The sequence below is a fragment of the Rhodobium gokarnense genome (assembly GCF_025961475.1).
Classification (GTDB): domain Bacteria; phylum Pseudomonadota; class Alphaproteobacteria; order Rhizobiales; family Rhodobiaceae; genus Rhodobium; species Rhodobium gokarnense.
In genome coordinates this window covers 1-17,512 of sequence record NZ_JAOQNS010000017.1, presented here as the reverse complement: position 1 = coordinate 17,512, position 17,512 = coordinate 1, and the positions used below count along the sequence as shown (strand labels likewise).

Genomic DNA, 17,512 nt, shown 5'->3' with positions numbered 1-17,512 from the left:
ACGTCCTTCAATCGGGGAAGTCGGAGCGGCGCAGGAGGGACAGCACGATGGTCAGCCCTGCCCCCATGGCGCCGATGGTGAACAGCACCTGCAGGCTCGACGAGGCGGCGATCGCCAGGGTCGCCTCCGGCAGCGCCGGGTGCCGGGCGCTCAGCGCCATCAGGCTGGCGATGCATTCCGTCGCCGCGCTTCCCGGCACCATCGGGATGCAGCCGGCGAGCGCCAGGGCGCTGCCGGCGCGCTGGTGACCGCCGAGCGACAGGTCGAGGCATTCCACGGCAAGCGCGACAGCGGCCGCCGCCAGGAAGGACGCGGCCTCCAGCGGCCAGCCGACCTCAAGCCCGAGGGTCCGCACGCCAAGGGCGATACCGCCGGCCGCCCCGGCCCAAAGGAGCGCCAGCGGCGCGAAATTGAAGAGAACGCCGAAACCGGCGGCGGCGAGTGCGCCGAAGAGGGCCTGGTGGAGGACGCCGTGGCTTTCGGCCACCGGATCGGCGGCGACGCCGTCGAGCGCCACATGGGAGAGCGCAACGCCGACGGTAACGAACACCAACACCATGGCGACGGAAACGAACCGCGCGCTGCCGAGCGTCGGGAAGCCCTGCATGATGTCGGTCTGGGCGTTGAGGGCCGGAACGCCGGGCACCAGCATCAGCACGGCCGCGCTCATGGCGATCGCCACCATGGCGCTGCCGGCGGCAAGAGCCAGGCCGCCGGCCAACAGCGAGGCGACAAGGGCGACGATGGCGGTGACGACAAAGACATTGACGCCGCGGGCCATCAGCAGGAGCCGGACGGCCTGGCCGGCCGAGGCGGCGGCGAGCACCGGCAGGAAGGCGGCCCAGTCGGCGCCGAGCAACCGCCCGAAGGAGGCGCAGGCGATCCCCGCGGCAAGGGCGTTGAGGACCTTCGGATGCCGGGCGGTATTGCGGAGCCGGTCAGCGAAGGCGGCAAGCGCGTCCTCCCGGGTCATGGTGCCGGCCTCGATGCGCCGGCAGATATCGCGGACGGCGTGGTTGAGGCGCATGTTCACGCCGTGAGGGCCGACCGACATCATGCGGGTGATGGTCTGGGCGCCGCTGGTCACCGTCAGCGAGACGGAGGCAAAGCCGATGCGGCTGTGGATGTGGCTGGCGCCAAGCCCGCTTGCCGCCTTTTCCATGCCCTGGCGCACGACCTCGCAGCGCGCGCCGGTCTCCATCAGGATGCGGCCGGCCTCCAGCGCCGTCATGGCGATCTGTTCCAGGTCGCGGTGGCGCAGGATGACGGGATCGGTCTCGGTGCTCATCGGGACACTTTCGCAGGCTATCGATTGTCGGGCGGTCTTGGGGAGGACCATCCCCATAACAACCGATGGCGAGCCGCCGTTCCACGACGCCGGGGTTGAGCGAGCGATTTTGCCCCAGCCGGCAATGTTGCCGGCTAAAGAAAGCTTACCTGGTCGCCGGCAGGGCGTCGGGGGTTGCGAACAGATCGCCGAGGAGGCTGTCGCGGGCCCTGAAGCCGGGCGCGACGGGCTGGCGTTCGCTGTCCTGGATCAGCCGGGCGAACACGACGGCCCGCCCGTCCTTTCGCGCCCAGCCGACGAACCAGCCATAGGGCTGGCCCCTGAGCAGGCTGCCATCCGCCTTTCGCGGCAATCCGGCACCGGTCTTGCCGTGGACGTGCCAGCCGCCCGGCTGCACGCCATAGTCGGTGAGCGCCTCCGTCATGGCAAAGGCGCGGTCGCTGACCGGAAGCTTTTGCGTCACCAGCTTGCGCAGGAAGGCCAGTTGTTCGAGCGGCGAGATTTGCAGGGATGAACTGAGCCAGGCCCTCGCCAATCCGTTGTTCTTTCCCGGATCGCCGGAGACGTCGGCATTGCCATAGGCGAAGGCGCGCACATAGCCGCGAAAACGCTCCTCTCCGAGAGCCTCTGTGACCTTTTGCGAATACCAGACCACGGACTTTTCCATCCAGCGGGCCGGGTCCGTCGTCGCGCGCCATGCCGGGTTCCAGTCCACATAGCCGTCGCGAAACGGCAGGGCCGGCGTGTGCTTATCCTTCAGGATGCCGGCGTCAAAGCCCATCAGGCTGATGGCGATCTTGAACGTGGAGGCAGGCGTCACGCGGCGATCGCAGGTGCCTTGCTGCTCGATGAGCGTTCCGGTGGCTGCGTCGGCAACGACGGTGCACAGCGTCACCGTTTCCGCGCGTGCCGGCGACGACACCGCAAGGCCGGCGCCAAGGATGAGGGCAAAAGCTTGTTTCATCGGCCGTTTTTCTCCATCTCCGGGACCGGTTCGACGTCACTCGATCGTGAGCCTTGCCATGCCGCGGCGACGGCATCGCGCACAAGAGCGGCGACAATGCGGAGCTAGAGCAGCGACATCTGGCCGTCGTCGGGAGGCGGCGTCGCCTTCTTCTTCGGCGCCGACTTTTTCTCGGGCGCCGGCACCATCTCCTCCGGCGCAATTTCGGCGACGAGCGCGGCATCGTCGTTGGCGACCGCGTTGACCCGGGTGGAGACGGGGACAGCCTCGAAAAGGTCCTCCGGCGCCGGGCGCAGCATTTCGGAGGCTTCCTTTGCGGAAACCTCGACCGTGTTGAGCCAGGCCTCGAAATGTTCAGGCGCGATCACCGCCGGCATGCGGTTGTGGATCTCGGCCATCGGCGCGTTCGCCGCCGTCGTCAGGATGGCGCCGGTTTCCACGTCGCCGCCGTCGGGGCCCGCCCAGCTCTCCCAGAGGCCGGCGAAGGCAACGAGGCCGCCATCCTTCGGCGCCACCCAATAGGGCTGCTTGCGGCCGTCGCGGCGCTGCCATTCATAGAAGCCGTTCGCCGGAATGAGGCAGCGGCGGTGGCGCATGGCGGCGCGGAACGCCGGCTTTTCCGCCGCGGTCTCGGAGCGGGCATTGATCAGTAGCGAGAAATCGGCCGGATCCTTGACCCAACCCGGCACCAGACCCCAGCGCACCAGCACGAAGCGGCGCTCGCCGTTTTCCAGCCGCACGGTGGCGATCGGCTGGGTCGGGGCGATGTTGTAGCGCGGCGGGAAGTTCGGCTGGTCCTTGTAGCCGAAGACGCGCCGGATCGTTGCCGGGATTTCGGAAAGGGCGAAGCGGCCGCACATCGATCGTAACCCCTCCTCCGGGCGCTTTTCTCATAGGTTGCATTGTTCTGCGGGTAAGCATTTCGCAACCACGAGCGCATACAGTCTCGTAAAGTTGGGTCACGCCCCCCTTTGGCAAGACCCTAGCACCCGGCGCCCGCCAGCGGGCAAAGCGATGGATGGATCGACAGGTGGCAACGGCGGCAAATGCGGCTGCAGATGCGTTGAGCCCGGAGCGGCTTGTCGAAGCCAATATCCATCCGGAATCCCTGCTCGCGACCGACTATCTCAACCATTTCAATGAGATCATCATGCTCATGGAGATGCTGCCGGAGATGCCGGACTGCGCCGAGGACGTGCTTGCCTGGGAGCCGTGCAGCTACCAGCAGCATTTCGAGGTCTCCGGCTTCAAGGACCGCGACCTTGCCATCCTTGCCTACGAATCGGCCCCGGCCGCGATTCGCGCCGACTTCGACACGACGATCGCCCGCATCGACGGCCACCTGGTCGCCGCCCAGAACATGCTGCGCGAGGCCGAGCCGGGCGATTTCGAGAGCCACGGGCGGCTGGCAGCCCTCGCCGTCGACGAACTCAGGCCGCTGATTTCCCGGGCCCGCGCCCTCGTCCACGGCGAGATCGCGGCGATGCCGTCGATCGACGACGCCTCCGAGGAAAATACCCAGTCGGCCATCGACGAACTTTTCGAGTAAGCTCTCCCTTTGCTCCCTCAGGGGAGCGCAAGGAGGCATCGATGGCCCGCCAAACACCATCCCACACGCGCCGGCGGACCGGCAGCCGCAGCGGAACCGGTTCGGGAACCCGCACCGGGACGGGCATGAAGCATCCCGTTGCCGAGGCCGCAGCCGGTGCGTTTCCAAGGCTCGGCGCCTCGATCGCGGTGTGGCGCGGCGACGAGGTACTGCTCGTCCAGCGCAAGAAGCCGCCGTTTGCGGGCATATGGAGCCTGCCCGGCGGCCATGTGGAGCCCGGCGAGACGGTGGCCGCGGCCGCGCTCCGGGAACTCGGCGAGGAGACGTCGGTGACGGCGGAGGTCCTCGGCCTCGTCGACGTCGTCGACGTGATCCGCCGCAACGATGACGGCGACCTTGCCGCCCATTACGCGATCGCCTCGTTCTGCGGCCGCTATGTGGACGGCACCGCCGCGGCCCTCGACGATGCGGCCGCGGTGCGCTGGACCGGGTTCGACGCGCTCTCCGCCATGAACCTCACCGAGGGGACGGAGGCGATCGTGCGGCGGTCCTACGCCATCGCCTGCAACCGGCCGTCCTGAGCACTGCCGGCAAAGCCCCCGCAAGGGGTCTTGCGCGCACGCAGCGTTCGGCCCATGTTGGCGCCCGCATTCGACCACGAACGGGGACGGCGTCTTGAGACATGCCTTCAGGATATGGCTTGCCGGCGCGGTGACCGCGGCTTTCGCGATTGCCCTTTTCGCCGCCGCCCCGGCACCGGCGCAGACGACGGCCGACCCGGATGCCCCGGCGGCCAAGTCGGAGGCGCCGCCCTACGATCCGCAGCTCCTCCGGCTTTCGGAGATCCTCGGCGCGGTGCACTACCTGACGACGCTTTGCAAGTCCGACGGCGAGCAGGTCTGGCGCGAGGAGATGTCGAAGCTGATCGAGGCCGAGGCGCCGGACGCGGAGCGCAGGCGCCTCATCGTCGATGCCTTCAACCGCGGCTATCACGGCTTTTCCAACGTCTACACCCGCTGCACGCCGTCGGCGGAACTGGCCATCCAGCGCTATCTGCGCGAGGGCGCGACGATCGCCCGGGACGTGGTCAACCGCTACGGCCGCTGACCGCGAAGCCCGGCCAATGAGGCGGCGGCGCCGCGCCGGTCCAGTTTTTCAACAGGTTAACGGGCTCGGTGCAATTGTTAGGATGCCGTTAACGTTTTCTTCAGAAACGGCGGGCGGCCCGCGGTGTGTTAATGTAGGGTAACCCGACTGCCACCGTCGGCGCATGCGCCGCGAACCAGGTTTGAGACACATGATGACGGACAGGACCGACCTCGGCGACACGGGCATCGACGCCCAGAAGCGCGCGGCGCTCGACCATCTCTATGACGCCTGGGCCGAGGCGACGACGGAGGGCGTCGACAGCGACGTCTTCGTGCATGCGGCCCTCTTCGTCGCGCTCGCCGAAATGGTCGAGACCTATGGCGAGGTGGCCGTTGCCGAGCTCGCCGCATCGCTGCCGACCCGCATCCAGAGCGGCGAATTCACCGTCAGGCGGCTCTACCAGTAGGGTAAGGCGCCACCGCTGTGGCAGCTTCGCCACGGCCGGGGATTCCCCGTCGCCTCCTCTTATTTCGGTCATCGAAATCCTGTATTCCATTGGCGATCGGCGCGCCCTTCTCCCGGGCACGCGTTACAGCCAGATGCGGGATGAGACGATGATCCGCAGTGCCGTTTTCCTGTCAGCCGCCCTCCTTGCGACGATGCCGTGCGCCCTTGCCGCGCAGGAAAAGACCGTTCCGACCGAACGGATCGTCATCGACGAATTGTCCAAGGAGCAGCCCGCCGGCGACAGCGCGGCACCCGTGCCGTCGCCCGATGCGGTAACGCCGGACGCCACACCGGAGGCCGGGGTGGAAGGGGACGCGGACGCGACGTCGGAAGATCCCAAGCAGGCCGCGCCGCTGCCGGAGGTGCGCTACGGCACGGCCGAACTCCCCGAGCCCGTCCAGCGGATGCGCGAGGCGCTGATCGAAGCGGCGAAATCCGGCAACGTCGAAGAGCTGCGCACCGTCTTTGAAATGAACGAGCTGATGCCGACGCTTTCCTTCGGCGACATCACCGATCCGATCGAGCACCTGAAGAAGGCCTCGGGCGACGGCGAGGGCCGCGAGGTGATGGCGATCCTCCTGGAAGTGCTGGAGGCCGGCTGGGTCCATGTGGATGCCGGCAAGCCGTCGGAAATGTATGTCTGGCCCTATTTCGCCCAGTATCCGCTGGCCGACCTGACGCCGCCGCAGCTCGTGGAGCTGTTCCGGATCGTCACCTCCTACGACTACCAGGAGATGCAGACCTACGGCACCTACATCTTCTACCGCGTCGGCATCGGCCCGGACGGTACGCTGCACTATTTCGTCGCCGGCGACTGAGCGGACCGTCACAGGGTGAGGACGAGGCCGTCCTCGGCGCACTCGTAGGGCACCTCGCCCCGCCGGGCGAGCATCTCCTCGCTCATATGGGTCAGCACCAGGCGCTTGGGAGATATCTCCTCAAGGTGTTCTTCAAGGCTTGCCAGGTCGAGGTGGAGCGGCACCTTCTTGTCGCGGAAATAGGCCTCGGCGACGAAGAGATCGGCTTTGCGGCCGAGATCGACCAGGGAGTCGGTCCATTCGGTGTCTCCGGAATAGGCGATCACCCGTCCCTCAACCTCGAACCGGTAGCCGAAGAACGGTCCGCGCGGATTGCCGTGGGAGACGCGGCAGCCGGTGACCGTGACGCCGTCGATGTCGGCGGGTGTCTTCGGCTCCAGCTCGACGAGCCGCGTCTCGAACTTGCGGAACACCGTCGAAGAGCCTGGGAACGCCGTTTCCAGCGCCCGCACCAGCCAGTCCTCGGTGCCCGGCGGGCCGACCACCGTCAGCGGCTCGGTTCGCTTTGAAAAGAACTGGGCATCGAGGATGAAAGGCGGCAGGCCGCCGAAATGATCGGCGTGGAAATGGGTGACGAAGATCGTCCGGATGGCATTGAGGTCGACGGCCTGGCGCTTCAGCGCGACCAACGAGGTGGCGCCGCAATCGATGAGGAAATTGGCGCTGTCGCCGGCAACATGAAAGCAGGTGTTGAAGCGGCCGCCACTGCCAAAGGCATCGCCGCAGCCGACGAAGCGGAATTCCATGGTCTTCTCCCCCGGTATCGCCCCCTTTGCGGGACGCCTTTCGGGGCAGTCTACCAGAAACGCACCGGCTTGCCGCGCGACGGCGTTGTCACCTCGCCCTCCCACATGACGCGGGCGCCGCGCACCACCGTGCCGACCGGCCAGCCGGTGACGGTCATGCCGTCATAGGGCGTCCAGCCGCTCTTCGTGCCCATCATGTCGTCGCGGATCGTGACCTGGCGCTTCAGGTCGAGGACGGTGAGGTCGGCGTCGTAGCCGACGGCGATCCGGCCCTTGCCCTTGATGCCGAAGAGGCGGACGGCACCGGCCGAGGTCAGGTCGACGAAGCGCTCCAGCGACAGCCGTCCCGCGTTCACATGATCGAGGAGGACCGGCACCAGCGTCTGCACGCCCGGCATGCCGGACGGGCTTTTCGGATAGGGGTTGGCCTTTTCTTCCAGCGTGTGCGGGGCGTGGTCGGAGCCGATGACGTCGGCAACCCCCTGCGCAACGCCCCACCACAGGCCCTCGCGGTGGCGGGCATCGCGCACCGGCGGGTTCATCTGCAGCCGCGTGCCGAGCGTCGCGTAGAGGTCGGCGGCGAGCGTCAGGTGCTGCGGCGTCACCTCCACGGTGGCGACGTCCTTGTTGTCGGCAAGGAAACGGATTTCCTCCGCCGTCGTCACATGCAGGACGTGGATCGGCGCGCCGGTCTCGCGGGCGATCTTCACGAGCCGCTTCGTGCAGCGGATCGCCGTTTCCTCATCGCGCCAGACGGGATGGGAAGACGGGTCGCCCTCGATCCGCTCGCCCTTGCGCTCCTCCAGCCGGTATTCGTCCTCCGAATGGAAGGCGGCGCGGCGGCGGGTCTTTTCAAGGATCGCGCGGACGCCCGGATCGTCCTCCACGAGGAGATCGCCGGTCGAGGAGCCCATGAACACCTTGATGCCGGCGGCGCCCGGCAGGCGCTCAAGTTCGGGAATGTCGGCGACGTTATCGTGGGTGCCGCCGACCCAGAAGGCGAAGTCGCAATGCATGCGGTCGGTGCCGCGCGCGACCTTGTCGGCGAGCGCCTCGGCGCTCGTCGTCAGCGGATTGGTGTTCGGCATCTCAAAGACCGCGGTGACGCCGCCGAGGACGGCGCCAAGCGAGCCGGTCTCCAGGTCCTCCTTGTGCTCCAGGCCCGGTTCACGGAAATGCACCTGGCTGTCGATGACGCCCGGAACGATGGTGAGGCCCGCGCAGTCGATCACCTCGCCCGCTGCGGCCGCATCGATCGTGCCGATAGCGGCGATGCGGCCGTCCTTGACGGCGATGTCGCGGGCGCCGATGCCGTCGTGATTGGCCACCGTCGCGTTCTTGAAAAGGGTGTCGTAGGTCGCGGGCATTTGGGGCTCCTTGGCTGTCCGTCCGGTTATAGGGGCGCGGGCGGGCGGCGCCAAGCCGAAGCGGGCGCCTTGTGCTGATCCCGGCCCGGCCCTATCTCTTCGGCAACAATGAGAGGCGGGGATTCGGGGTCAAAATGGCATTCTGCGAGTTATCCAATCGAGCCGTGGTGCGGATTTCCGGCGAGGAGGCGCACCACTTCCTCCAAGGGCTCGTCACCAACGACATGGGCGTCGTCGACGCTGACGGCGCCGGCTTCGGCGCGCTGCTGACGCCCCAGGGCAAGATCCTGTTCGACTTCCTGATCGCGCGCGACGGCGACGGCTATCTGTTCGACACGCCGAAGGCGACGGTCGCCGACCTCGTCAAGCGCCTGACCTTCTACAAGCTGCGGGCCAAGGTCGAGGTCGCCAACCTGTCCGACAGCCACATGGTGGTGGCGTTCTGGGGCGTGGACGGCGCGCCCGACGTCGTCGGCACCGTCTTTTCCGACCCGCGTCACAGCGGCCTCGGCTACCGCGCCATCGTGGAACGCGACGGGTCCGCGCCGAATGGTGATGCCGCCGACATTGACGCCTATACCGCGCACCGGGTCGCCGTCGGCGTGCCGGAGGCCGGCGTCGATTTCGACTATGGCGAGGTGTTCCCCCACGACGTCGACATGGATTTCCTTTCCGGCCTCTCCTTCGCCAAGGGCTGCTTCGTCGGCCAGGAAGTGGTCTCGCGCATGCAGCATCGCGGCACGGCACGCCGGCGCGTCGTCAGGGCGCGCGCGGAGGCCGCGCTGCCGGCGCCGGGAACCGCCATCACTGCCGGGGAAAAGGCCATCGGCAGCCTCGGCTCGGTCGCCGGCAATGACGGCCTTGCGCTCGTGCGCCTCGACCGGGCCAAGTCCGCGATGGACGCCGGCACGCCGCTCCTTGCGGGTACGGCCGAGCTGACGCTCGCGATCCCGGACTGGGCCGGCTTCAGCTGGCCGGGAGCCGACGCGGAAAGCGCCTGACGGCGGCAACGAGACGGGGATTTTGTCCATGGCCGACCGCGCCGGCGCTCCGCCCCGTGCCTGGCAGCGCATGCTGTCCGGGCGCAGGCTCGACCTGCTCGATCCCTCGCCGCTCGACGTGGAGATCGAGGATATCGCGCAAGGCATCGCCCGGGTTGCGCGCTGGAACGGCCAGACGGTCGGCGCGCACGCCTATTCCGTCGCCCAGCACTCGCTGCTGGTGGAGGCGATCGCCGGGCGCATGGAGGCGGGGCTTTCGGCCAGTGACCGGCTCGCCGTGCTGCTCCACGATGCGCCGGAATACGTCATCGGCGACATGATCTCGCCGTTCAAGGCCGTCATCGGCGGCGACTACAAGGTGGTGGAGGCGCGGCTCCACGGCGCCATCCATCTGCGCTTCGGCCTGCCGGCGAAGCTGCCGGGCGCGCTGACGAAGCTCACCAAGCGGGCCGACATCGTCGCCGCCTATTTCGAGGCAACGCTGCTCGCCGGCTTCGAAGAGGCCGAGGCGGCAAAATATTTCGGCCGGCCGAACGGCCATCCGCTCGACAGCGATCCGTCCTGGCGGGCGCTTTTGGAGCCCTGGCCGGCTGATCTGGCGCAGCAGCGGTTCCTGGAGCGCTTTTTCGCGATCGACGCGGCACGCTGAAAATGGTTGTCCACGCAGATGTTACCGCTTCGGCGTGAATAGGCCTTGCCAGCAGCGGGCCGGGCGTCAACACTTAAATGGTTCAAAGGTGACGCGAATGATTCATGTCTGTCCCCTTTCGCGGATCGACGAGACCGTGAAGCGCACGGGCGCCAAGCGCCTCGTCACGCTGATCAATGCCGGCACCCCGGTGCCGCGACCGGCTTCGATCGCGCCGGAGGATCACCTGTTCCTCGGCTTCAACGACATCACCGACTGCCAGGACGGCATGACCGAGCCCTGCGAGACCCATGTGCGGGAGTTCCTGGATTTCGTCGGCAGCTGGGACCGGGCCGACCCGATGGTGATCCATTGCTGGGCAGGCGTCAGCCGGTCGTCGGCCGGTGCCTATGTGGCGGCCTGCGCCCTCAATCCGAAGCGCGACGAGGCGATCATCGCCCGCCGGCTGCGCCGCGCCTCGGCCAAGGCGACGCCGAACGCCCTTTTCGTTGCCATCGCCGATCAGGTGCTGAAGCGCGAGGGGCGGATGACCGCAGCGATCCAGGAGATCGGCCGCGGCGCCATGGCGTTTGAAAACGACCCGTTCGAGCTTCCAATCGATTGACGGCGCCCTGCTGCTGGTAGAGCATCGGTAATCGGACCCTTTGGACCGGCATGGCGGAAGAGACCACCCTGGCCCCCCTGAAAGCCGCGGAAAACGCGAGTTCCGGCGCGCGCATCGAAATCGGCCTCAACGCGGCGATCGTCGCGGTGGAGGACCCGACGCCGCTGATCCTCGTCGTCGGCGGGTGCGATCCTTCGGGAGAGCCAGAGAGCCTTCCCTACGGCCCGTTCGATCCCCTCACCCACCGCACGTTCGAAATCGGCCTTCGGTCCTGGGTCGCCGAGCAGGCGGCGCTGAAGCTCGGCCATGTGGAACAGCTCTACACCTTCGGCGATCGCGGCCGGCATACGCTGCAGCAGCGGGGGTCCAACCCGCACGTCGTCTCCGTCGGCTATCTGGCGCTGACCCGGCCGGAGCCGCAGGCCCAGCTCGGCTTTGCCCGCGAGGCCGCCAACTGGCGCTCCTGGTATGCCTATTTCCCGTGGGAGGACTGGCGCGCCGGGCGGCCGGCCGTGCTCGACCAGACCATCCTGCCGCTGCTGCGCGACTGGGCGGCAGAGCCGCCCGCGGCCGGCGCGCCGATGCGCGCGCTCGGGCGCATCGAGCGGCTCCGGCTTTCCTTCGGCGTCGACGGGCCGCCCTGGGACGAAGAGCGGGCGCTCGACCGCTACGAACTCCTCTACGAGGCGGGGCTCGCCATGGAGGCGCGGCGCGACGAGCGCCCGGCGGCGCTGAGACGCGACGACATTCCCGCGCTCGGCCGGCCGATGCGGTTCGACCACCGGCGCATCCTTGCCACCGCCATTTCGCGTCTGCGCGCCAAGCTGAAATACCGCCCGGTGGTGTTCGAGTTGATGCCCGACACCTTTACCCTGACGGAACTGCAACGTACGGTGGAGGCGATCTCCGGGCGCCACCTGCACAAGCAGAATTTCCGCCGGCTGGTGGAAAAGACCGCCCTCGTGGAGCCGACCGGGGCAACCAGCGACCGCACGGGCGGGCGACCGGCCGCCCTCTTCCGGTTCCGGCGCGAGGTGCTCCTGGAGCGCCCGGCGCCGGGCCTCAGGTTCGGATCGGCGGGGGCCTGAGGCCGACTAGAGCATTTCATGCGATTACGGAATCGCCCGAAACGCTCTAGCTTGTTGTTTTGATGCGTATTCTTATCCGAAAACCGGTTTCCACTTTTCGGGAATACGCTCTAGGTCACATTCTGCACGTCGACGGTCGCGATACGATCGCCTTCGCACATGATGTCGACCTGCGTATAGCCGGTCTCAATCTTCTTGTCGTAGCGAACCGGCTTCCAGACCCACACCCGGGGCCAACCGCCCGGCCGCTGACACAGGAACAGGTTGAGAATGAGGATTGTCGGGTTTATCCCTTGGGGTTCGGCCGGCACAAGCAAGGGATCGACGCCCGGATTGGCAACGTAGACCTCGCCGGTGATGTGGAAATAGTCGGGCAGTGGCGGCATCAGGTCGTTCCACGCGAACAACTCGCGGGTCTTGGCGTCCTTGCACGGCAGGCAGCCGGCCTCTTTCGCTTCATCGGACATCGGATCCCTCCCTGAATGTATTTTATATCGGCAATATATATCTATCAGAATTGCTCGTAAAGATTGCGCGCCCGGCAAGCACCGGGCGCGCGGATCGGCCCGCCCCAACGGACGGACCACATCAACGGATTTCGCCATCCAATCGGGCGACTTTCCAAATGCCTGGAATGGAGACCCGTGCCGAGCCTTGCCCTGGCCGCTATATTTCCACCACCGTGCGGCCGCGGACCTTGCCTTCCAGGATTGCGCCGGCTTTGTCGATGACGTCTTCCAGCGAAATCGTGGTCGTCAGGGCTTTCAGCTTGTCCTTGTCGAGGTCGCGGGCGAGACGGTCATAGGCCTCGATCCTCAGCGGCTTCGGCGCCATCACCGAGTCGATGCCGAGGAGCGACACGCCGCGCAGGATGAAGGGGGCGACGCTGGTCGGAAGATCCATGCCGCCGGCAAGGCCGCAGGCGGCGACCGCGCCGCCGTATTGCGTCATGGAAAGGACGTTGGCGAGGGTGTGGGTGCCGACCGTGTCGACGCCGCCGGCCCAGCGCTCCTTGCCGAGCGGGCGCGCCTTTTCCGACAGCTCCGCCCGGTCGATGATCTCCGTCGCGCCGAGGTCCTTCAGATAGTCGCCCTCCGCCGGCCGGCCGGTGGAGGCAATGACGTGGTAGCCGAGCTTGCCGAGCAGCGAGATGGCGACGGAGCCGACGCCGCCGGCCGCGCCGGTGACGACGACCGGGCCGCGGTCGGGCGTCACGCCGTGGCGCTCCAGCGCAAGGACGCAGAGCATTGCCGTATAGCCGGCCGTACCGATGGCCATCGCCTCAAAGCGGGTGAGCCCCTCCGGCAGGCCGATCAGCCAGTCGGCCTTGACCCGGGCCATGCCGGCAAAGCCGCCCATATGGGTCTCGCCGACGCCCCAGCCGTTGAGCAGCACCTCGTCGCCCTCAGAGAACTCCTCGCTCTCCGACGACACCACCGTGCCGGCGAAGTCGATGCCCGGGATCATCGGGAACCGGCGCACCACGGGCCCTGCCCCGGTGACGGCAAGGCCGTCCTTGTAATTGAGGGTGGAGTGGCTGACCTTGACCGTGACGTCGCCCTCCATCAGATCGTCGATCCCGATCTCTTTCAGCGCCACCGACTGCTTCCTGGTCTCCTCGTCGCGGGTGACCACCACTGCCTTGAAGGTATCCACGTCTGCCGTCCTCGCCTCTGGAGTTCTGACCTGGCCCCTTGTTTGCCCGTTATCCCGGCGCCCTGCAAGGGTCGACGGCTGCAACTGGCCGCACCAAAGCGCCGTCCGTTCGCCGGCGAGTGGCGGATTTCCGGGAATTTTCACCCGTCGGCCTCGCCAATGAACCGCTTGCCGGGTGCGGCGCTTTCGGACTTTAAAAAATCGGTAAGGTACCCTATATTAGGCTCCGAGTGAGCATAAGCTGACGGCACCCGGCATTCTGCCGGCTGTTTTTTCCACCTACTTATGCTCAAAACGAGTATATTTACGATGGAGGCCCCGATGGCGCTCGCAACCCTGATGCCTACCGGCGCGAACCGGACCCTTCAACGGGCTCCGAAACACGACGTCCTGCCGATGCCGTCGCTGGAATACACCGATGCGGTGGCGAAGGAGACGGCGCATCTCTACGAGCGCGTCAAGGACGTCGTCCCGGCGATCGAGTGGCCGTTCTTTGCGCCCTACATCAAGGCCATCAACGACCTCAAGGCGGCGCGCAACGCCGTCATCCTGGCGCATAACTACATGACGCCGGAGATCTTCCACTGCGTTGCCGACAAGGTCGGCGATTCCCTGCAGCTCGCCCGGCTCGCCGGCGAGACCGACGCGGACGTCATCGTCCAGTGCGGCGTCCACTTCATGGCCGAGACGTCGAAGATCCTGAACCCGGAAAAGACCGTGCTGATCCCGGACATGGAGGCCGGCTGCTCGCTGGCCGAGTCGATCACCGGCGCCGATGTCCGGCTCTTGCGCGAGGCCCATCCGGGCGTGCCGATCGTCGCCTATGTCAACACCTCGGCCGAGGTGAAGGCCGAGGTCGACATCTGCTGCACCTCGGCCAACGCCGTGCAGGTCGTCGAGAGCCTCAACGCGCCGAAGGTGATCATGTTGCCGGACCAGTACCTGGCCCAATACGTTGCCAGCCAGACCGATGTGGAGATCATCTCCTGGAAAGGCGCCTGCGAGGTCCATGAGCGGTTCACCGGCGAGGAGCTGCGCGCCTATCGCGAGACCGACCCGAACCTTCGGATCATCGCCCATCCGGAATGTCCGCAGGACGTCATTGCCGAGGCCGACTACACCGGCTCGACCTCGCAGATGACGAAATGGATCGAGGACCACAAGCCGTCCAAGGTCGTGCTGGTCACCGAATGCTCGATGGCCGACAACGTCGCCGCCGACATCCGCGACGTGGAGTTCGTGCGGCCGTGCAACCTGTGCCCGCACATGAAGCGGATCACGCTGGCGAAAATTCTCGACTCGCTCGTCCATATGCGCGAAGAGGTGGAGGTCGACCCGGCCCTGATCGAGCGCGCCCGCGCTTCGGTCGAGCGGATGGTCAATCTGAAGAGCTAACGGCAGCCCGGCTGCCGCGCTTTCCTGGGAGTGGGGCGCCGCTGCGGCGCCTCACGGCGAGTACCCGGACGCGCAACATGATCGAACTCTACGAAAAAAGCACCCATCCGCCGGCCTCCTGGAGCGGCATCGACGATGTGGTGATCATCGGCGGCGGTCTCGCCGGCCTGTTCTGTGCCCTGAAGCTGGCGCCGCGGCCGGTCACGCTCCTGTCGGCGCGGGCAATCGGCGAGGGCACCTCCTCGGCCTGGGCGCAAGGGGGAATTGCCGCGGCGGTCGCGGAGGGCGACAGCCCGGAAAACCACGCCCGCGACACCGTCACCGCCGGCGCCGGCATCGTCGCGGAGCGCATCGCCCGGCTGATGGCGAACGAGGCCCCTGCCCGCATCCACGACCTCCTCGCCTATGGCGTTCCCTTCGACAAGGACCTTGAGGGCCGGCTGCAGCTCTCCCGCGAGGCCGCCCACTCCTACCGGCGCATCGTACGCGTCGAAGGCGACCGGGCCGGCTGGGCGATCATGGACGCGCTCATCCGCACCGCCCGCGCCACGCCGTCGATCCGCATGCTGGAAGGCTATATCGCCGAAGAAGTGGTGCTGGAGGGCCGCTACGTCGCCGGCGTCGCGGCGCGCTCGCGCCATGCCAGCGGTACCGTGTTCTTCCCGGCCCGCGCCGTGGTGCTGGCCAGCGGCGGCGTCGGCCACCTTTATTCGGTGACGACCAATCCGGTCGAGGCCAATGGCGACGGCGTCGCCATGGCGGCCCGCGCCGGCGCCATCCTCGCCGACTGCGAGTTCGTCCAGTTCCACCCCACCGCCATCGACATCGGCCGCGATCCGGCGCCGCTCGCCACCGAGGCGCTGCGCGGCGACGGCGCGACCCTCGTCAACGGCGCCGGGGAACGCTTCATGGCGGGCGTCCACCCCGATGCGGAACTCGCCCCGCGCGACATCGTCGCCCGCGCGGTCTTCGAGGAGGTGATGAGCGGGCGCAAGGCGTTCCTTGACTGCCGCAAGGCGATCGGCGCGCATTTCGCGGAGAAATTCCCGACCGTCTACCAGACCTGCGTCGACGCCGGCATCGATCCGGCCAGGGATCCTATCCCGGTGGCGCCGGCGGCGCATTACCACATGGGCGGCGTCCTGACCGACGCCAATGGGCGCACCTCGCTCGACGGCCTGTGGGCCTGCGGCGAGGTCTCCTCCACCGGCGCCCACGGCGCAAACCGCCTCGCCTCCAACTCATTGCTGGAAGCCGTCGTCTTTGCCGCCCGCATCGCCGAGGACATCCAGGGCCTGTTGCCGACGCCGAAGACGGCGGCCTGGATGCCGCTGAAGCCTGTCGCCGAACTTGGCGAAGAGGCGATGCCGGACGCCAAGATCGTCGACCTGGCGCGCACCACGATGATGGAAAATGTCGGGGTCGTCAGGAACGCTGACGGCCTGAAGCGGGCGCTCGCCGTCTTTTCCGCGCTGGAGCGCGGCTGCCGCACCACCGCCGTCCAGCACATGCTGACGGTCGCCCGGATCATCGCCGCCGCCGCCCTTGCCCGCAAGGAAAGCCGCGGCGGCCATTTCCGATCCGACTATCCGCAGACCGATCCGGCACTCGCCCGGCGCAGCTATTTGACGCTGGAAGACGTCGAGACGATGGCCGCGCAAGCCCCCGCCGCCGACGGCACATTGGAAAAGATCCGCAAGGAGATGGTCGCGTGACGCAATCCGACGAGAGCTTCCTGCCGGAGTTGCCGGCGCTGTTCGTGGAGCGCGCCGTCGAGGCAGCCCTGCTTGAGGATTTCGGCCGCGCCGGCGACATCACCACCCAGGCGACAATCCCGGCGGGTGCCCGTGCGACCGCACGGCTCGCCGCCCGCGCCCCCGGCGTCGTCGCCGGCCTCGACCTTGCCGAGACGGCGTTTCGCAAGCTCGACCCGGACGTCGATTTTCGCCGTCACCTTACCGATGCCGCGGACGTCGAGCCGGGCACCGCGCTCGCGGAAATCTCAGGCTCGGCGCGGGCGCTGCTTGCGGCCGAACGCACCGCCCTCAACTTTATCGGCCACATGTCCGGCATCGCCACGGCGACCAACCAGTTCGCCCGGCTGATCGCCCACACCAGGGCCCACATCGTCTGCACCCGCAAGACGACGCCGGGGCTCCGGGCGTTCGAGAAATACGCCGTTCGCTGCGGCGGCGGCCGCAACCACCGCTTCGGGCTCGACGACGCGATCCTCATCAAGGACAACCACATCGCCGTTGCCGGCGGCGTCGTTGCCGCGATCGAGCGCGCCAAGGCCTTTGCAGGGCATCTCGTCAAGGTCGAGGTGGAGGTCGATACCCTGGAGCAGCTTCAGGCGGCGATGACGGCGGCGCCCGATGCGGTGCTGTTCGATAACATGACGCCCGACACCATGCGCGAGGCCGTCGGCATCGTCGACGGCCGGGCGATCACCGAGGCCTCCGGCGGCATCACCCTGGAGACGGCGGTCGCGGTCGCCGAGACAGGCGTCGACCTTTTGTCGAGCGGCTGGATCACCCATTCGGCCCCGGTCCTCGACCTCGGGCTCGATATCGTCATCGATTGATTTTTCGGGGTGGCGTCGGCGGTCGTGGTCAGCAGGCGCTGATCGGGCCGCTTTCTGGATTGCCGCGTCGGCCTACCGGCCTCCTCGCAATGACGCCCAAATGACTGAGAAACCGTCATTGCTGTGCAAGTTCACGAATTCGGTGATGGGTTTTCGGTTTTCTTTTGATCGGCGAAGGCCTTTGGGGGGATGTTTCCGATCGCCTGG

19 protein-coding genes are annotated in these 17,512 nt (G+C 67.4%); 12 read left to right on the top strand and 7 right to left on the bottom strand.

Annotated elements, in window-relative coordinates; translation table 11 throughout:
* Positions 1-7: 7 nt before the first annotated feature.
* The 3 genes from M2319_RS21745 to M2319_RS21735 all read right to left on the bottom strand — a co-directional run bounded on the left by M2319_RS21745 (position 8) and on the right by M2319_RS21735 (position 3,112).
* Positions 8-1,288, bottom strand: a complete 1,281-nt coding sequence (locus M2319_RS21745) for a threonine/serine exporter family protein (protein ID WP_264603575.1) — start codon at positions 1,286-1,288, stop codon at positions 8-10.
* Positions 1,289-1,433: 145 nt separating this feature from the next.
* The gene (blaOXA, locus tag M2319_RS21740) at positions 1,434-2,252 is read right to left on the bottom strand and encodes a class D beta-lactamase (protein WP_264603574.1); all 819 of its coding nucleotides are present in this window, start codon (positions 2,250-2,252) and stop codon (positions 1,434-1,436) included.
* A gap of 104 nt (positions 2,253-2,356) precedes the next feature.
* Positions 2,357-3,112 (bottom strand): SOS response-associated peptidase, encoded by a 756-nt coding sequence (locus tag M2319_RS21735; RefSeq protein WP_264603573.1) that lies wholly within the window; start codon positions 3,110-3,112, stop codon positions 2,357-2,359.
* A gap of 158 nt (positions 3,113-3,270) precedes the next feature.
* On the opposite strand from M2319_RS21735, the gene M2319_RS21730 reads away from it, so the two are divergent.
* The 5 genes from M2319_RS21730 to M2319_RS21710 all read left to right on the top strand — a co-directional run bounded on the left by M2319_RS21730 (position 3,271) and on the right by M2319_RS21710 (position 6,215).
* Positions 3,271-3,801, top strand: a complete 531-nt coding sequence (locus M2319_RS21730; RefSeq protein WP_264603572.1) for a hypothetical protein — start codon at positions 3,271-3,273, stop codon at positions 3,799-3,801.
* A 125-nt stretch (positions 3,802-3,926) separates the two neighbouring features.
* Positions 3,927-4,382, top strand: a complete 456-nt coding sequence (locus M2319_RS21725) for an NUDIX hydrolase (RefSeq protein WP_264603571.1) — start codon at positions 3,927-3,929, stop codon at positions 4,380-4,382.
* A 94-nt stretch (positions 4,383-4,476) separates the two neighbouring features.
* On the top strand, positions 4,477-4,908 hold the full coding sequence (locus M2319_RS21720) for a TIGR02301 family protein (RefSeq protein WP_264603570.1): 432 nt from the start codon (positions 4,477-4,479) through the stop codon (positions 4,906-4,908).
* A 193-nt stretch (positions 4,909-5,101) separates the two neighbouring features.
* Complete coding sequence (locus tag M2319_RS21715) at positions 5,102-5,356, top strand: hypothetical protein (protein ID WP_406682259.1); 255 nt, start codon at positions 5,102-5,104, stop codon at positions 5,354-5,356.
* Positions 5,357-5,504: 148 nt separating this feature from the next.
* Positions 5,505-6,215, top strand: coding sequence for a hypothetical protein (locus tag M2319_RS21710; protein ID WP_264603568.1), 711 nt, complete (start codon positions 5,505-5,507; stop codon positions 6,213-6,215).
* Between the two features lie 8 nt (positions 6,216-6,223).
* Here the strand turns inward: M2319_RS21710 and M2319_RS21705 are convergent, their stop codons facing one another.
* Complete coding sequence (locus M2319_RS21705; RefSeq protein ID WP_264603567.1) at positions 6,224-6,961, bottom strand: MBL fold metallo-hydrolase; 738 nt, start codon at positions 6,959-6,961, stop codon at positions 6,224-6,226.
* 50 nt (positions 6,962-7,011) lie between these two features.
* On the bottom strand, positions 7,012-8,328 hold the full coding sequence (locus M2319_RS21700) for a dihydroorotase (protein WP_264603566.1): 1,317 nt from the start codon (positions 8,326-8,328) through the stop codon (positions 7,012-7,014).
* 134 nt (positions 8,329-8,462) lie between these two features.
* Here M2319_RS21700 and ygfZ point away from each other — a divergent pair, with 134 nt between their 5' ends.
* The 4 genes from ygfZ (at position 8,463) to M2319_RS21680 (ending at position 11,670) form a co-directional block, all read left to right on the top strand.
* Positions 8,463-9,329 carry a CAF17-like 4Fe-4S cluster assembly/insertion protein YgfZ gene (ygfZ, locus tag M2319_RS21695; protein ID WP_264603565.1) on the top strand — a complete coding sequence of 289 codons (867 nt, stop codon included), beginning with the start codon at positions 8,463-8,465 and terminating at the stop codon, positions 9,327-9,329.
* A gap of 22 nt (positions 9,330-9,351) precedes the next feature.
* Positions 9,352-9,978 (top strand): HD family hydrolase, encoded by a 627-nt coding sequence (locus M2319_RS21690; RefSeq protein ID WP_264603564.1) that lies wholly within the window; start codon positions 9,352-9,354, stop codon positions 9,976-9,978.
* Between the two features lie 97 nt (positions 9,979-10,075).
* Complete coding sequence (locus M2319_RS21685) at positions 10,076-10,582, top strand: tyrosine phosphatase family protein (RefSeq protein ID WP_264603563.1); 507 nt, start codon at positions 10,076-10,078, stop codon at positions 10,580-10,582.
* A gap of 50 nt (positions 10,583-10,632) precedes the next feature.
* Positions 10,633-11,670, top strand: coding sequence for an NUDIX hydrolase (locus M2319_RS21680; RefSeq protein WP_264603562.1), 1,038 nt, complete (start codon positions 10,633-10,635; stop codon positions 11,668-11,670).
* Between the two features lie 110 nt (positions 11,671-11,780).
* Here M2319_RS21680 and M2319_RS21675 read toward each other — a convergent pair whose 3' ends face one another.
* Both M2319_RS21675 and acuI read right to left on the bottom strand, forming a co-directional pair.
* Positions 11,781-12,137, bottom strand: a complete 357-nt coding sequence (locus M2319_RS21675) for a hypothetical protein (RefSeq protein WP_264603561.1) — start codon at positions 12,135-12,137, stop codon at positions 11,781-11,783.
* A gap of 199 nt (positions 12,138-12,336) precedes the next feature.
* The gene (acuI, locus tag M2319_RS21670; protein WP_264603560.1) at positions 12,337-13,326 is read right to left on the bottom strand and encodes an acrylyl-CoA reductase (NADPH); all 990 of its coding nucleotides are present in this window, start codon (positions 13,324-13,326) and stop codon (positions 12,337-12,339) included.
* A gap of 339 nt (positions 13,327-13,665) precedes the next feature.
* On the opposite strand from acuI, the gene nadA reads away from it, so the two are divergent.
* The 3 genes from nadA to nadC all read left to right on the top strand — a co-directional run bounded on the left by nadA (position 13,666) and on the right by nadC (position 17,305).
* Complete coding sequence (nadA, locus tag M2319_RS21665) at positions 13,666-14,721, top strand: quinolinate synthase NadA (protein WP_264603621.1); 1,056 nt, start codon at positions 13,666-13,668, stop codon at positions 14,719-14,721.
* Positions 14,722-14,798: 77 nt separating this feature from the next.
* Positions 14,799-16,436 carry an L-aspartate oxidase gene (locus M2319_RS21660; protein ID WP_264603559.1) on the top strand — a complete coding sequence of 546 codons (1,638 nt, stop codon included), beginning with the start codon at positions 14,799-14,801 and terminating at the stop codon, positions 16,434-16,436.
* The gene (gene nadC, locus M2319_RS21655; RefSeq protein WP_264603558.1) at positions 16,433-17,305 is read left to right on the top strand and encodes a carboxylating nicotinate-nucleotide diphosphorylase; all 873 of its coding nucleotides are present in this window, start codon (positions 16,433-16,435) and stop codon (positions 17,303-17,305) included. The genes M2319_RS21660 and nadC overlap by 4 nt, the downstream gene beginning before the upstream one ends.
* Positions 17,306-17,512 lie beyond the last annotated feature (207 nt).